Source organism: Luteipulveratus halotolerans (assembly GCF_001247745.1).
Taxonomy (GTDB): domain Bacteria; phylum Actinomycetota; class Actinomycetes; order Actinomycetales; family Dermatophilaceae; genus Luteipulveratus; species Luteipulveratus halotolerans.
Map to the genome: position 1 here is coordinate 621505 of NZ_LAIR01000002.1, position 14495 is coordinate 635999.

Here is a 14495-nt window from a genome sequence, read left to right on the forward strand (position 1 = left end):
CAGGCAGTCAACCATACGTCTACCCGCCAGTAGCGCGGGAAACCGGGAGGTGCGCATCGTGGCGCTCATGGGACCCATCGACTCGATGTTCCTGCTCGTGGAGTCGCGCGAGCATCCGATGCACATCGGTGGCCTCCAGCTGTTCACCCCGCCCGAGGGCGCCGGCCCCGACTGGGTGCGCGAGGAGATGGTCGGAGCGCTGCGTCCTGAGCCGTCGCAGATCAACTCGCGGTTCCGGATGCGTCCGGCGCTCCCGATCAACACGGTCGGCAGTGTGTTCTGGCGCGAGGACAACGACATCGACCTCGACCACCACGTACGCCGGTCGGCCGTCCCCGGGCCCGGTCGCCTGCGTGAGCTGTTCGAGCTGACCTCGCGCTGGCAGGGCTCGCTGCTCGACCGCTACCGCCCGCTGTGGGAGGCGCACGTCGTCGAGGGCCTGGAGGACGGGCGCATCGCGGTCTTCAGCAAGGTGCACCACGCGCTGGTCGACGGGGTCTCGGCCTTGCAGCTCATGCAGCGCGCGTGCAGCCCCGACCCGGACGCGCGCGACTGCCTTCCGCCGTACGCCGCACCCGAGGCGCAGCGGCTGGAGGACACCGTCCCGGCCAGCGGGCTGCTGTCGCCCTCGAGCCTGGCCCGCGGCAGCCGCGACCTCATCGGCGAGCTGGCGACAATGGGCCCGCGTGCCCTGCAGGTCGGCTGGAAGGCCTTGCGCGACCCGGACTTCGCCACGATGTTCGACGCCCCGCGCACGATCCTCAACGGTCGCATCGGCGGGTCGCGCCGGTTCGTAGCGCAGACCTGGGAGATGGACCGTTTCCGCACCATCTCCAAGGCTGCCGACGTGTCGTTCAACGACGTCGTCCTGGCCGTCTGCGCGGGTGGTCTGCGGGCCTACCTCAGCGAGCTCGGCGAGCTGCCCGAGAAGTCCCTCACCGCGATGTGCCCGGTCAACCTGCGCGAGGACCTCACCGAGGTCGGCGGCAACAACATCGGGGCGATCATCACCTCGCTCGCCACCGACGTGATCGACCCGGTGAAGCGGCTCGAGGCGATCCACCGGTCGGCGATGGCGGCCAAGACCTCGATGCGCGAGCTCAGCCCCCTGCAGATCCTGCTCATGTCGGGTCTCAACGTCGCCGGTCTGGGTCTCGCGCCGATGCCGGGCTACCTCAACGTCTCGGGCCCGCCGTTCAACGTGATCATCTCCAACGTGCCCGGCCCGAAGAAGCAGATGTACTTCAACGGCGCTCACCTCGAGGGCACCTACCCGGCGTCGATCCCGATCGACGGCATGGCCATGAACATCACCCTCGTGACGTACGACGACCAGGTCGACTTCGGCATCACGGCCTGCCGTCGCAGCGCACCGCACGTGCAGCGGATGATCCACCACATGGAGGACTCGCTGGCCGAGCTCGAGGCCGCCGTCTGAAATCGGTGTGACTTCACGGCGCGGGTGGGTCAGACTGCTCCGTTGTGGGTCACGTCGACGTCAACAGCATCAGCTACTTCCTGCCGGACGGCAGGCCGCTCCTCGGTGACGTCAGCCTCCGGGTGGGCGAGGGGGCCAAGGTCGCTCTCGTCGGCCCCAACGGCACCGGCAAGACGACCCTGCTGCGCATCATCGCCGGCGAGATCGACGCACACGACGGCGCCATCACCCGCAGCGGCGGCCTGGGTGTCATGTCGCAGTTCGTCGGCAAGCTGCGCGACGAGCCCTACACCGTGCGCGATCTGCTGGTGAGCGTCGCCCCAAAGCCGATCCGCGACGCCGCCACGGCGGTCGACGAGTCCGAGGTCGCGATCATGGAGCGCGACGACGAACCCGCACAGATGGCGTACGCGCAGGCCCTCGCTGACTGGGCCGACGTCGACGGCTACGAGTGGGAGACCCTCTGGGACGTCTGTACGACGGCCGCGATCGGCATGCCGTACGACAAGGCCCAGTGGCGCGACGTCAACACGCTGTCGGGCGGTGAGCAGAAGCGACTCGTGCTGGAGGCCCTGCTGCGTGGCCCCGAGGAGGTGCTGCTGCTGGACGAGCCGGACAACTACCTCGACGTGCCGACCAAGCGCTGGCTGGAGCAGCAGCTGCAGACCTCGCCCAAGACCGTGCTGCTCGTCAGCCACGACCGTGAGCTGCTCGACCAGGCGGCGACCCGGGTGGCGACCTTGGAGCCGACGGCTGCCGGGAGCATCGCGTGGGTGCACCCCGGGCGGTTCTCGAGCTATCACCAGGCACGCGCCGACCGCAACGCCCGGCTCGAGGAGATGCGCCGGCGCTGGGACGAGGAGCACGCCAAGCTCAAGGCTCTCGTGCTGATGTACAAGACCAAGTCCGCGTTCAACGACGGGCTCGCCTCGCGCTACCAGGCGGCCAAGACGCGTCTCGCGAAGTTCGAGGAGGCCGGACCGCCGGAGGTCACCCCGCAGGAGCAGAACGTCACGATGCGACTCAAGGGCGGTCGTACGGCCAAGCGCGCGGTCATCGCCGAACGACTTGAGCTGTCCGGCCTGATGAAGCCGTTCGACCTGGAGGTCTGGTACGGCGAGCGGGTGGCCGTGCTCGGTTCCAACGGGTCGGGCAAGAGCCACTTCCTGCGGCTGCTCGCCGCAGGTGGTTCCGACCCCGAGGCGGAGCACCGGCCCGTGGGAGACGTGCAGCCGGATCCCGTTGTGCACCAAGGGATTGCGCGCCTCGGCTCGCGCGTACGACCGGGCTGGTTCGCGCAGACCCATCAGCACCCGTCGCTGGTCGGCCGCACGCTGCTGGAGATCCTGCACCGGGGCGACGAGCACCGCGCGGGCATGGGGCGCGAGCAGGCGGCGCGGGCCCTCGACCGGTACGAGCTCGCGCGGGCTTCGGAGCAGACGTTCGGCTCGTTGTCGGGCGGACAGCAGGCGCGCTTCCAGATCCTGCTGCTCGAGCTGAGCGGAGCCACGATGCTCCTGCTGGACGAGCCCACCGACAACCTCGACCTGCACTCGGCGGAGGCGCTGGAGGAGGGGCTGGAGGCCTTCGACGGCACGGTGATCGCGGTGACGCACGACCGGTGGTTCGCCCGCGGTTTCGACCGCTTCCTGGTGTTCGGCGCCGACGGCACGGTCTACGAGTCGGCCGAGCCGGGCTGGGACGAGGGCCGCGTCGCCCGTCAGCGCTGAAGCGGTACCGCGAGGGCGGTCGGTGACCGCTCGGTGTGGCGTACGGCGAGCTGCGGATCGCGGTGTGACCCACCGCGAGGGCGGTCACGGTCGACCTGCGTGCAGCACGCGTCGCCCAACGACATGTCCGCGTGCACGTCGCGGCGGAGTGATCGACCGGCGCCCCTCGGCACGTATGCTCGCTCACGCCTTCGCCCGCGATTCCCGACGCAAGAGGTAGTGCAACGTATGGCCAGCGACCTGGGCACCGAGCCCCGGCGATCAGCTCGCAACCCCGAGCCGCAGCCGAAGCGCTCCGCCCAGCGAGGCGACATCCAGGGCATGCGAGCCGTCGCGGTGCTGCTCGTCGTGCTCAGCCATGCGCACATCGCCGGCTTCACGGGCGGCTACGTCGGTGTCGACGTCTTCTTCGTCATCTCCGGCTTCCTGATCACCGGCATCCTCGCGCGTGAGGTACGCCGGTCGGGCCGGGTCTCGATCCTCGACTTCTACGCCCGCCGAGCCCGGCGGATCCTGCCCGCGGCGAGCGTCGCGCTGGTCGCGATCGCGGTGGCGGCGGCGTTCGTCTACACGACGGGCAACCTGCGGCTGGTGCTCAAGGACGTGGTCTGGGCGGCGTTCTTCGGCGAGAACATCAACCTCGCTCGCGCCGGCACCGACTACTTCTCGACGAGCTCGTTCGTCTCGCCCGTCCAGCACTTCTGGTCGCTCGCGGTCGAGGAGCAGTTCTACCTGGCGTGGCCGGCGCTCATCGCCGCCCTCGTGCTGCTCGCTCGCCGCGGCCGGTCGGCCGATGGCGAGCACACCCGCGAGACCGTGGTGCGCTGGTCGGCCGCGGTCATCGCCGTCCTCGTCGTGCTGTCGTTCATCTGGTCGGTCTGGCGCACCGGTGCCGAGCCGCAGATGGCGTACTACTCGACGTTCACGCGTGGCTGGGAGCTCGGCATCGGCGCGCTCCTCGCGCTGTGTGCCGGCTGGGTGTCGCGCCGCCCGGCACCGCTCAAGCTCGTCGCGACCTGGGTCGGACTGGCCGCGATCGTGCTCGCCGGCACGCAGTACGACGACGCGACACCCTTCCCCGGGCACCACGCCGCGCTGCCCGTGCTGGGTGCCGCGCTGGTGCTCGCCGGCGGTATCGACGGTCCGCGCTGGGGTGCACGGGTGCTGCTCGACACCCGCCCGATGCGGTTCGTCGGCGACATCTCCTACTCGCTCTACCTGTGGCACTGGCCGCTGCTGATCCTGCCGCCGGCCTACCTCGGCCACCCGGTCTCGCTGCGCGGTCGGCTCGTGCTGATCGCGGCGGCCATCGTGCTGGCGTGGCTCAGCTACCGGTTCGTCGAGACGCCGTTCCGGTCGGTCGGCTCCCAGCGGCGCAGCCGCGCCCTGGTGCTGTGGCCGGTCGCGGTCGCACTGGTGCTGGTGAGTGCACTCGGCGTGCGCGCCGGTGACAGCTGGCTCCAGGGCAGCAAGGCCACCGAGCAGGCGGCGTCGTTCGACCGGGCCGCCGCACAGCAGCAGGGGGCCGACTCCTACGTGCGTGACGTACGCCAGGCCGCGGCCCTCTCGCGCGACGGCGCAGACCTGCCGGGCACGCTCCACCCCGCACTCACCGACCTGTTCGACGACGTCTCGCGGGCGCCCGGGCAGTGCATGGCCCTCGCGGTCCCGAAGGTCTCCCACCCGCTGTGCTCCGGCGGTGACGCGAGCAGCAGCCGCACCGTCGCCGTGATCGGCGACTCGCACATGGGTGTCTGGTACGACGTCCTCAACGCCTACGCCAAGGACAAGGGCCTGCGGCTGGTGCCGTTCACCAAGGCCAGCTGTCTGCCGATCGACCAGCTGCAGTGGTACTACGGCAAGCCCTACCCCGAGTGCAGCACCTACCGCGACTGGGTGGTGGGCCAGATCGCGAAGCTCGAGCCCGCGTACATCGTGATGAGCGGGTCGGCGTTCCAGACGATGGCCGACCCCCAGACGCAGCGGCCACCGAGCGCAGCCCGGGGCACCCAGCTGTTCGAGCAGGGCGTCGACCGCTGGCTGCAGCGGCTGGAGGCCGCGTCACCGCAGTCGAAGCGACAGATCATCTCCGACGGCAACCTGCTGCCCAAGGACGCCGGTGCCTGCCTCGGATCACGCACCTCGACGATGGCCACCTGCGCCAAGCCCCACAACGCGCTCGTCGAGGACCGCAACGCCGCCTGGCAGCGTGCGGCGCGCCGGCACGACACGCAGTTCGTCGACATGACGCCGTACTTCTGCGACGAGCGCACCTGCCCGGTCGTGGTCCGCGACATCGTGGTCTACCGCGACAGGGACCACATCACGACGACGTACGCCGAGCACCTCGCGCCCGTGCTGCGCTCGCGTCTGGCCTGGTAGTCACGCCGTCGGCGCGGGGTCGACCGGAAGCAGGCAGGTGTACGCCGCCACGCGCCGGGCCCCCGGCGTACCCGCACCGGCTCTGCGGTAGCGCTCGAGCACCTCGGTGAGCTCGGCGGTGAGCGCGGTCAGCTGCTCGGTGGTGACCAGCACTGCGTGGTCGGCGAGGCCGCAGTGCTGACGCCAGGTCGCGGGCCACTGCTGCCGGTCGCTCACCCAGCCGTCGGCGCGCTCGGCGAAGTGCTGCACGTAGTCGCGGGCGAGCCAGTCGGCCGCGGCCTGGTCGTCCTCGTCGAGCATCACGTCCGGGTCGGCGACGTCGGGGAGGGCGGGCTCTGCGGCGGCGGCCCAGACGCGGCGTCGCCCGTCGCCCGCGCCGGTGTCCTCGACCAGGCCGACCTCGTCCAGCTTGCGCAGGTGGTAGGACGTCGCGCCGGTGTGAGTGCCGAGCGCGGCGGCGAGCTCGGTGGCGGTCGCCGGCCCGTGCACGCGCAGGTGGCCGAGCAGCCGCGAGCGCAGCGGGTGAGCGAGGACACGCAGGGCAGGGCGTTCGGGTGCAGCGGCCATGAAAATGCACAATAGTTGTGCACAATCTCGGTGCACAAGTGGTCGACAGGGCTGAACTTCCCTTGGGGCGCAAGGGAAGTTGCCGGATTTTGAGTCGTTCCGAGGCGCCGGTAATCTTGTCTCTTGCTGTGGTTCGCCCGTACGGCGCTGAACCCGGTTCCCGATTCGTCAGCAGACAAACGAAGGCTACGACTGTGCGTACGTTTACCCCGAAGCCGGCAGAGGTCCAGAAGGACCGTGTCTGGCACGTCATTGACGCCACCGACGTCGTCCTCGGCCGGCTCGCCAGCCAGGTCGCCATCCTGCTGCGGGGCAAGCACAAGACGACCTTTGCCCCGCACACCGACACCGGTGACTTCGTCATCATCATCAACGCCGACAAGGTCGCCCTCACCGGCGCCAAGCTCGAGAAGAAGATCGCCTACCGCCACTCGGGCTTCCCGGGCGGTCTGAAGTCGACCTCCTACACCGAGCTCATGGCCAAGGACCCGGCCAAGGCTGTCGAGAAGGCTGTGCGCGGCATGATCCCGCACAACTCCCTCGGCCGTCAGCAGATGAGCAAGCTCAAGGTGTACGCCGGCGCCGAGCACCCCCACGGTGCGCAGCAGCCGCAGCCGTTCACCATCAACCAGGTCGCGCAGTAACAGCCGCGGCGACGACAGAACTTTTTCGAGGAGAACCCGTGGCTGACCAGACCCAGATCGATGCTCTCGAGACCGACGAGCCCGCTCTGACCGAGTACACCAGCGAGAGCACCGGCGCCCCCGTCGAGGGTGGCGAGGAGGTGCGCCGTCCGAGCGCGTCCGCGCCGTCGTCCGGCACCGGCCGCCGCAAGCAGGCCATCGCCCGCGTGCGCATCGTGCCCGGCACCGGTGAGTGGAAGATCAACGGCCGCTCGCTGGAGGAGTACTTCCCCAACAAGGTGCACCAGCAGATCGTCAACGAGCCGCTGACCGTGCTCGAGCTCGACGGTGCGTACGACGTCCTCGTGCGCGTCAACGGTGGTGGCCCCTCCGGCCAGGCCGGTGCCGTCCGTCTCGGCGTTGCGCGCTCGCTCAACGACGTCGACCCCGAGCTCAACCGCCCGGCGCTGAAGAAGGCCGGCTTCCTGACCCGTGACGCGCGCGTCCCGGAGCGCAAGAAGGCCGGTCTCAAGAAGGCCCGTAAGGCTCCGCAGTACAGCAAGCGCTGATCGTCGGGCTCTCGTCCGCAGCGTGACGTTCGACAGCACCCCGAGCGCTCTTGCCACGTGCAAGAGTGCTCGGGGTGTTTCTGCATAACGAAGGAGTGTGCTGCCCATGGGGCGGATGTTCGGGACCGACGGCGTACGCGGCGTCGCCAACGTCGATGTGACGGCCGAGCTGGCGGTCGACCTGGCCGTGGCTGCGGCCCACGTGCTCGCTGAGCAGGGTGCGTTCAGGGGCCATCGGCCCAAGGCGGTCGTCGGACGAGATCCGCGCGCGTCGGGTGAGTTCCTGTCGGCGGCGACCGTCGCCGGGCTCGCGTCCGCGGGCGTCGACGTGCACGACGCGGGTGTGCTGCCGACGCCGGCGATCGCTCACCTCACCGCGCACACCGGCGCCGACCTGGGCGTCATGCTGTCGGCGTCGCACAACCCGATGCCCGACAACGGCATCAAGTTCTTCTCCCGGGGCGGGCACAAGCTCCCCGACGCGGTCGAGGACGCCATCGAGAAGCGCCTGCGCGAGAAGTGGGACCGGCCGACCGGTGACCGCGTCGGCCGCATCCGCACCTACGACCGGGGCGGCCAGGACTACGTCGAGCACCTGCTGCGAGCGCTGCCGCACCGGCTGGAGGGCCTGCACGTCGTCCTCGACGCGGCCCATGGTGCGGCCAGCGTGGTCGGGCCGCAGGTGTTCGAGCAGGCCGGTGCCAAGGTCACCGTCATCGGTGCCTCGCCCGACGGCCTCAACATCAACGACGGCTTCGGCTCCACCCATCTCGAGCCGCTGCAGGAGGCGGTCCAGCAGCACCAGGCCGACCTGGGCGTCGCGTTCGACGGCGATGCCGACCGCTGCCTCGCGGTCGACGCCGCGGGTCAGAAGGTCGACGGCGACCAGATCATGGCGATCCTGGCGCTCGACCTGAAGGAGCGCGGCGTGCTCGCCCACGACACGCTCGTCGCGACCGTCATGAGCAACCTCGGCATGATGCAGGCGATGGAGCGCGAGGGCATCACCGTGCAGCAGACCGCGGTCGGCGACCGCTATGTGCTCGAGGGCATGCGCCAGGGCGGGTTCGCGCTCGGCGGTGAGCAGTCCGGCCACGTGATCCTGCTCGACCACGGCACCACGGGGGACGGCGTCCTCACGGGCCTGGTGCTCGCGGCCCGGGTCGCCTCCAGCGGCAAGCCGCTCGCCGATCTCGCGGCGGTCATGACCCGACTTCCGCAGATCATGATCAACGTCAAGGACGTCGACAAGCACCGCGTCGACTCGCACGCGGCGGTCCAGGACGCGGTGCGCGGCGCCGAGTCCGCCCTGGCCGGCATCGGTCGGGTGCTGCTGCGCAAGTCCGGCACCGAGCCCGTCGTGCGCGTGATGGTCGAGGCCGACACGGCCGACCGCGCCACCCAGGTGGCCGAAGAGCTCGCCGGCGTCGTACGCCGTGAGCTCGCTCTGGGCGACCCCGCCTGATCTGCCGTACGACGAAGGGCCCCGGTCTCCCGGGGCCCTTCGTCGTCGTACGGGAACCGCTCAGGCGGCGACGGAGGCCTTGGCCTCGGCGACCAGCGTGGTCAGGGCGTTCGTGACGGCCTCGACGACCTCCGGCTGCTCCTCCGGGTGGCCGGTGCCGGTCCAGGCGCCGACCTTGAAGGAGCCGGCCGGGGTCTCGTGGGGCTTGCCGCCCGCGATCTTGGCCGACTTCAGCGAGTCCTCGTGGGCCCAGACGCCGCCGTACGCACCGAGGGTGGCACCGAGCGCGGCGACCGGCTTGCCGGTGAGCGAGCCCTGGCCGTACGGGCGTGAGGCCCAGTCGATGGCGTTCTTCAGAACAGCCGGCAGGCCGCCGTTGTACTCGGGGGTGACCAGCAGCACCGCGTCGGCGGCCGCGACCTGCTCGCGCAGGGCCACGGCGGCGGCGGGAACGTCGTCGCCGTCGATGTCCTCGTTGTAGAACGGCACGTCACCGAGGCCGGTGCCGATGCGCACCTCGACGCCCTCGGGGGCGATCTTCTGGGCGAGCTCGGCGATCTTGCGGTTGGTGGAGTCGGCGCGCAGGCTGCCGACGAGGGCGAGAACGGTGGTCATGAGAGGGTGCCTTTCGAGGAAGCCGTTCGGGGTACGTCCAGTAAAACGGACTGTAGTCCGCTTTGTTCCGTCGGGGTCAAGATCAAGGGGTGTGACACGTGTCACAGGAGTCTGTGCGCCCGTCGTTGATGGGCCCGCCGCCGAGTGCGAGCGGGCGGCGCGACGCGCAGCGCAACGCCACACGGGTGCTCGACGCCGCGTCGACGATCGTCGGTCGTTGCGGGGCGAAGGCGCTCACGATGGACGCGGTCGCCGACCAGGCCGGGGTCGGCAAGGGCACGGTGTTCCGCCGCTTCGGCAACCGCGCCGGTCTCATGGCGGCCCTGGTCGACCACATCGAGCGCGACCTGCAGGAACGGTTCATGACCGGCCCGCCGCCGCTCGGTCCGGGCGCGCCGCCCCTCGACCGCCTGCTCGCGTTCGGGGCCGCACGCCTGGAGATCGTCGCCGCGCAAGGCCCTCTGATGATCGAGATCGGCGACGTCGGTCGCCGGTTCGACGTGCCGGCCCACACGCTCGCGCTCACCCACGTGCGACTGCTGCTGCGGGCCCTGGAGGTCGACGGCGACGTCGAGCTGCTCGCGAGCGCGCTCATGGCACCGCTCGACCCCGCCCTCGTGGCCCTGCAGCGGGAGCGCGGCATGTCGCTCGAGCGGCTCGTGGCCGGCTGGCACGACCTCGTACGCCGCGTCGTCCGGGTGCGCTGATGCGTTCGCCGTCAGCGCGGGGCCAGGTCGAGCCGTTCCACGTCATGGAGGTCCTCAAGGCGGGGGCCGAGCGACAGCGCACCCATGGCGACGTCATCCTGATGTGCGCCGGTCAGCCGTCGACGCCGGCCCCGCAGGTGGTGCTCGACGCAGCGCGCGAGGCGATGGGGTCGCACACGCTCGGCTACACCGAGACGACCGGCATCCTGCCGCTGCGTGAGGCCATCGCCGAGTACCACCGGTCGTCGTACGGCATCGACGTGAGCCCTGACCAGGTGTGCGTGACGACCGGTTCGTCGGGTGGGTTCACCGCGTTGTTCCTTGCGGCGTTCGAGCCTGGAGACGTGGTGGCGATGACGCGACCCGGCTACCCCGCGTACCGAAACACGTTGCAGGCGTTGGGGATTCGCACCCACGAGCTCGTGTGCGGGGCTGAGACGCGCTATCAGCCGACGGTCGCGATGCTCGAGGCGATGCCCGAGCCGCCCGCCGGTCTGATCATCGCCAGCCCGGCCAACCCGACCGGCACGATCATTGACGCCGACGAGCTCGCGGCGCTGGCCCGCTGGTGCGACGAGCACGACTGCCTGCTCATCAGTGACGAGATCTACCACGGCGTCTCCTACGGCCGAGAGTGCGCGAGCGCCTGGCAGACCTCGACGTCGAGCGTGGTCGTCGGCTCGGTCAGCAAGTACTTCTCGATGACGGGCTGGCGACTGGGCTGGATGCTCCTGCCCGAGCAGCTCGCGCGCCCGGTCGAGCTGCTGTCGGGCAACCTGTCGATCTGCCCGCCGGCCGTTGCGCAGTACGCCGCGCTCGCGGGCTTCACCGACGAGGCGCGCGCCGAGCTCGACGGCCACGTGGGCCGCTACGCCGCCAACCGCGCCCACCTGGTCGAGGCGCTGCCCCGCATCGGCGTCACGTCGTACGCCCCGCCCGACGGCGCGTTCTACGCATGGTGCGACATCGGGCACCTGACCGACGACTCGACCGCCTGGTGCCGCGAGGTCCTCGCCGAGACCGGGGTGGCGATCACGCCCGGTGTCGACTTCGACCCCGTCGACGGCAACCGGTTCATGCGGCTGTCCTTCGCCGGGACGACCGCCGAGGTCACCGAGGCGATGGAGCGCCTGGTCCGACACGTGGGCTGAGGGCATGTTCGTGGTCGGCGCTACGTTGGGACTGTTGTCCCCTCCCGACCGACAGATGAGGATCTGAGCATGCCTTTCGAGGAAGTCACCGAGGTCATCTACACCACCGCCGCCACCGCCCAGGGCGGTCGCGAGGGTCAGGTCAAGAGCGCCGACGGCGTTGTCGACCTGCCGCTCGGCAAGCCGGGCAGCAAGACCAACCCCAAGGCCAACCCCGAGACGCTGTTCGCCGCAGGCTACGCCGCGTGCTTCTCGGGCGCGCTCAACCTGGTCGCGAGCCAGGAGGGCCTCGACACCAGCGACTCGACGGTCACGGCCGATGTGACGTTCGGCAAGACGCCGTCGGGCGCCGGCATCGCGGTCGACATCAAGGCCGACATCCCGGGTGTCGACCGGGCCAAGGCCGAAGAGCTCGTCCGCAAGGCCCACGAAGAGGTCTGCCCCTACTCCAAGGCCACCCGCGGCAACATCCCCGTCACGGTCGGCCTGGTCTGACCGAGCCCCGTGGACCTCACGGTCCGGCTCGATCACCCGGGCGGGCGGACGGCCGCCGTCTACGCAGCGCTCGTCGGCGCCATGACCGACGGGCGGCTGCGCCCGGGTGATCGGCTCCCGCCCACGCGCGACCTGGCCGCGCAGGTCGGCATGTCACGCACGACGGTGGCGGCGGCGTACGACCGGCTGGCCGCCGAGGGCTACGTCCAGGGCCGCGTCGGATCGGGCACCTTCGTCACCGAGGCGGCCGTGCCGTCGGTGCGGCGTACGCAGACTGCAGCCGGCGCCCGTCCGCGGCGGGACTGGTCGTTCGAGCCGGTTCCGATCGCAGCCGAGCACAGCCCCGCGATCGACCTACGCGTCGGGATGCCTGATGCGTCCCTCTTCCCGTTCGACACGTGGCGACGCCTGCTGACCGCCGAGATGCGCAGCAGCACAGGCGCGTACGGCGACCCGGCCGGCCACCCGCCGCTGCGCGTGGCCGTCGCCGCGCACCTGGGCCGTTCCCGCTCGCTGGCCGTGAGCGCCGACGAGGTCGTCGTGACCGACGGAGCCCAGCACGCGCTCGACCTCATCTGCCGGGTGCTGCTCGCACCCGGTGACGTGGCGGCTGTCGAGGACCCGGGCTACCCGATGGCTCGGCGTCTGCTCGCCGGTCACGGCGTACGAGCCGTGCCGACACCCGTCGACGCCGAGGGGCTCGTCGTCGACCGGCTGCCTGCAGACGCACGGGTCGTGATCGCGACACCGTCCCACCAGTACCCCACGGGCGTGCCCATGTCGCTCGCCCGTCGGCGCGCACTGATCACGTGGGCCGAGCGCCACGACGCAGTGATCGTCGAGGACGACTACGACAGCGAGTTCCGTTACACGACAAGGCCTTTGGAGCCTCTGCATGCTCTCGACGACACCGGCAGGGTCGTCTACGTCGGCACGTTCTCCACGTCGATGGTGCCCGCGCTGCGTCTCGGCTACGCCCTCGCGCCGGTCGGGCTGCGCCCCGCCCTCGTCGCGGCTCGCCAGATGAGCGGCTGGCACGGCGCGGTCGCGGTGCAGGCGGCGCTCGCGAGGTTCATCGACGAGGGGCTGCTCGCGCGGCACGTGCGTCGAGCGGGTGCTGCGTACGCTCGCCGGCACGCCGCCGTCGTCGAGGGCGTACGGGCCGAGCTCGACCCGTGGTTCGAGCTGGTGCCCTCCTCGGCCGGGCTGCACGTCTGCACGACCCTGCGGGCGGGTGTCCGGCTCGACGTCGACGAGCTCGTCCGTATGGCTATGCGTGGGGGCATCGGGCTGGAGTCGCTGCGGCCCGCGTACGCCGGACCCGCACCCCGGGACGGCCTGGTCCTCGGCTACGGCGCGGTCCGGTCCAGCGCGATCTCGGGCGCGCTCGCGACGGTGAGCGAGCTCGTACGCCGGTCGGTCACCGCGTCGTAGACCAGTGCGGCCGCTGCGACACCGAGCGCCCACAGCACGTGCCACCCGGTCATCCAGAGCAGGCCGAGCGTGCTGATCAGCGCGATCACCGCTCCGCGGTGGCTCCAGGTGCCGTGCGGCAGCAGGCGTACGGCAGCAGCCGAGCCGATCACGTAGACCAGCGTGAACGACCCGGTCACGAGCAGCAGCGCCGCCGTGAGGTCGACACCGACCGCGACGGTGACCGTCGTCGAGATCAGGCACAGGCCGACGAGCGCACCGAGCGATCGCAGCGGCACCTCACCGGCGGAGCTGCCCCGGGTGAGCCACGCGGGCAGTGCACCGTCCCTCCCCAGCGCGGCACCCAGCCGTGCGCCCCCGGCGAAGTAGGCGTTCATGACGCCGATGGTGAGCAGCAGGGCGAGCACCGTCGTGGCAATCCGAGCGGACTCACCGAGACCGGTGGCCAGCAGGTCCGACAGGGGAGCGGTGCTGTTGCCGGCCGCTGGGCCCAGGACGAGCACGCTCGTCGCGGCGACTCCGACGTAGAGGACCCCCACGACGCTGATCGCGATCGCCGTGGCGCGCGGGATGTCGCGGCGGGGACTGCGGTAGTCGGCCGACAGCGACGAGACCGCTTCCCACCCCGCGAACGCCCACACCAGGACCGCGGTCGCCGACCCGATCGCGCCCCAGCCGTGCGGGGCGAACGGCGTCAGGTGATCGAGGTCGGCCTGGGGGAGCGCGACGGCGATCGCGGCCACGAGCAGCACCACCAGGACGGCTGCGAGCACCAGCTGGACCCGGCCGGACACCCGGATCCCGAACGCGTTCGTCGTCCCCACCAGTACGATCAGGACCAGGATCGTCAGCACCTCCGTACGCCGTCCGCCGCCGAGCAGGTCCGACAGGTACCCTCCCGCGAACGCGGCCGCCGGGGCAGCGCCCATCGGCACAGCCAGGTAGAAGCACCAGCCGACGACCGCGGCTGCGCGGCGCCCGAAGGCGAGGCGGGCGTACGTCGAGACACCACCGGTGTCGGGGTATCGCGAGCCGAGCGCGGCGAACGTCGCCGCGAGCGGGATCGACAGCGCTACCAGGGCGATCCACGCGATCAGGGACGCCGGCCCGGCAAGGCCTGCAGCGACGGCGGGCAGCGAGATGACACCGGTGCCGAGGACGGCTCCGGTGGTGAGGGCGCCGCCTTGCAGGACGGACAGCCCGGACGATGAGGACGCGGTCATGATGACGACGCTAGGCGCATTTCGGACCACCCAGAAGAGCCAATTCGACGCCCGTCGACTGGTCCAATCCAGCTGGCCCGCCGGGCTCGACCGCGA

At 70.9% G+C, this 14495-nt stretch carries 13 protein-coding genes; 10 read left to right on the forward strand and 3 right to left on the reverse strand.

Annotation, left to right across the window (positions count from 1 at the left end; genetic code table 11):
* The first annotated feature begins 67 nt into the window (after window positions 1–67).
* From VV01_RS03535 to VV01_RS03545, 3 genes are all read left to right on the forward strand, one after another.
* Window positions 68–1438 (forward strand): WS/DGAT/MGAT family O-acyltransferase, encoded by a 1371-nt coding sequence (locus VV01_RS03535; protein WP_157508724.1) that lies wholly within the window; start codon window positions 68–70, stop codon window positions 1436–1438.
* Between the two features lie 44 nt (window positions 1439–1482).
* A complete protein-coding gene (locus tag VV01_RS03540) occupies window positions 1483–3168 on the forward strand; it encodes an ABC-F family ATP-binding cassette domain-containing protein (RefSeq protein ID WP_050668681.1) in 1686 nt (561 codons plus the stop codon).
* 228 nt (window positions 3169–3396) lie between these two features.
* On the forward strand, window positions 3397–5550 hold the full coding sequence (locus VV01_RS03545) for an acyltransferase family protein (RefSeq protein ID WP_050668682.1): 2154 nt from the start codon (window positions 3397–3399) through the stop codon (window positions 5548–5550).
* On the opposite strand, the gene VV01_RS03550 is transcribed toward VV01_RS03545, so the two are convergent.
* Window positions 5551–6117, reverse strand: coding sequence for a winged helix-turn-helix domain-containing protein (locus VV01_RS03550; RefSeq protein WP_050668683.1), 567 nt, complete (start codon window positions 6115–6117; stop codon window positions 5551–5553).
* A 194-nt stretch (window positions 6118–6311) separates the two neighbouring features.
* Here VV01_RS03550 and rplM point away from each other — a divergent pair, with 194 nt between their 5' ends.
* The 3 genes from rplM to glmM all read left to right on the forward strand — a co-directional run bounded on the left by rplM (window position 6312) and on the right by glmM (window position 8774).
* On the forward strand, window positions 6312–6761 hold the full coding sequence (gene rplM / locus VV01_RS03555; RefSeq protein WP_050668684.1) for a 50S ribosomal protein L13: 450 nt from the start codon (window positions 6312–6314) through the stop codon (window positions 6759–6761).
* 38 nt (window positions 6762–6799) lie between these two features.
* The gene (rpsI, locus tag VV01_RS03560) at window positions 6800–7309 is read left to right on the forward strand and encodes a 30S ribosomal protein S9 (protein ID WP_050668685.1); all 510 of its coding nucleotides are present in this window, start codon (window positions 6800–6802) and stop codon (window positions 7307–7309) included.
* A gap of 106 nt (window positions 7310–7415) precedes the next feature.
* Window positions 7416–8774 carry a phosphoglucosamine mutase gene (glmM, locus tag VV01_RS03565; protein WP_050668686.1) on the forward strand — a complete coding sequence of 453 codons (1359 nt, stop codon included), beginning with the start codon at window positions 7416–7418 and terminating at the stop codon, window positions 8772–8774.
* Between the two features lie 60 nt (window positions 8775–8834).
* Here glmM and VV01_RS03570 read toward each other — a convergent pair whose 3' ends face one another.
* Complete coding sequence (locus VV01_RS03570) at window positions 8835–9389, reverse strand: NADPH-dependent FMN reductase (protein WP_050668687.1); 555 nt, start codon at window positions 9387–9389, stop codon at window positions 8835–8837.
* A 98-nt stretch (window positions 9390–9487) separates the two neighbouring features.
* On the opposite strand from VV01_RS03570, the gene VV01_RS03575 reads away from it, so the two are divergent.
* The 4 genes from VV01_RS03575 (at window position 9488) to pdxR (ending at window position 13176) form a co-directional block, all read left to right on the forward strand.
* Window positions 9488–10096, forward strand: coding sequence for a TetR/AcrR family transcriptional regulator (locus tag VV01_RS03575; protein WP_231635142.1), 609 nt, complete (start codon window positions 9488–9490; stop codon window positions 10094–10096).
* A complete protein-coding gene (locus tag VV01_RS03580) occupies window positions 10096–11247 on the forward strand; it encodes a pyridoxal phosphate-dependent aminotransferase (RefSeq protein WP_050668689.1) in 1152 nt (383 codons plus the stop codon). Before VV01_RS03575 ends, VV01_RS03580 begins: the two co-directional genes overlap by 1 nt.
* Before the next feature lie 69 nt (window positions 11248–11316).
* On the forward strand, window positions 11317–11742 hold the full coding sequence (locus VV01_RS03585) for an organic hydroperoxide resistance protein (protein ID WP_050668690.1): 426 nt from the start codon (window positions 11317–11319) through the stop codon (window positions 11740–11742).
* Between the two features lie 9 nt (window positions 11743–11751).
* On the forward strand, window positions 11752–13176 hold the full coding sequence (pdxR, locus tag VV01_RS03590; RefSeq protein WP_050668691.1) for a MocR-like pyridoxine biosynthesis transcription factor PdxR: 1425 nt from the start codon (window positions 11752–11754) through the stop codon (window positions 13174–13176).
* Here the strand turns inward: pdxR and VV01_RS03595 are convergent.
* Window positions 13092–14399 (reverse strand): APC family permease, encoded by a 1308-nt coding sequence (locus VV01_RS03595; RefSeq protein ID WP_050668692.1) that lies wholly within the window; start codon window positions 14397–14399, stop codon window positions 13092–13094. The genes pdxR and VV01_RS03595 overlap by 85 nt on opposite strands.
* Between the last annotated feature and the right edge of the window lie 96 nt (window positions 14400–14495).

Bases quoted from the DNA above. Each gene is read 5' to 3' on its own strand.
- VV01_RS03535 (WP_157508724.1), top strand. From the start codon at position 68: ATGGGACCCATCGACTCGATGTTCCTGCTCGTGGAGTCGCGCGAGCAT.
- VV01_RS03545 (WP_050668682.1), top strand. From the start codon at position 3,397: ATGGCCAGCGACCTGGGCACCGAGCCCCGGCGATCAGCTCGCAACCCC.
- VV01_RS03550 (WP_050668683.1), bottom strand. From the start codon at position 6,117: ATGGCCGCTGCACCCGAACGCCCTGCCCTGCGTGTCCTCGCTCACCCG.
- glmM (WP_050668686.1), top strand. From the start codon at position 7,416: ATGGGGCGGATGTTCGGGACCGACGGCGTACGCGGCGTCGCCAACGTC.
- VV01_RS03570 (WP_050668687.1), bottom strand. From the start codon at position 9,389: ATGACCACCGTTCTCGCCCTCGTCGGCAGCCTGCGCGCCGACTCCACC.
- VV01_RS03580 (WP_050668689.1), top strand. From the start codon at position 10,096: ATGCGTTCGCCGTCAGCGCGGGGCCAGGTCGAGCCGTTCCACGTCATG.
- VV01_RS03585 (WP_050668690.1), top strand. From the start codon at position 11,317: ATGCCTTTCGAGGAAGTCACCGAGGTCATCTACACCACCGCCGCCACC.
- VV01_RS03595 (WP_050668692.1), bottom strand. From the start codon at position 14,399: ATGACCGCGTCCTCATCGTCCGGGCTGTCCGTCCTGCAAGGCGGCGCC.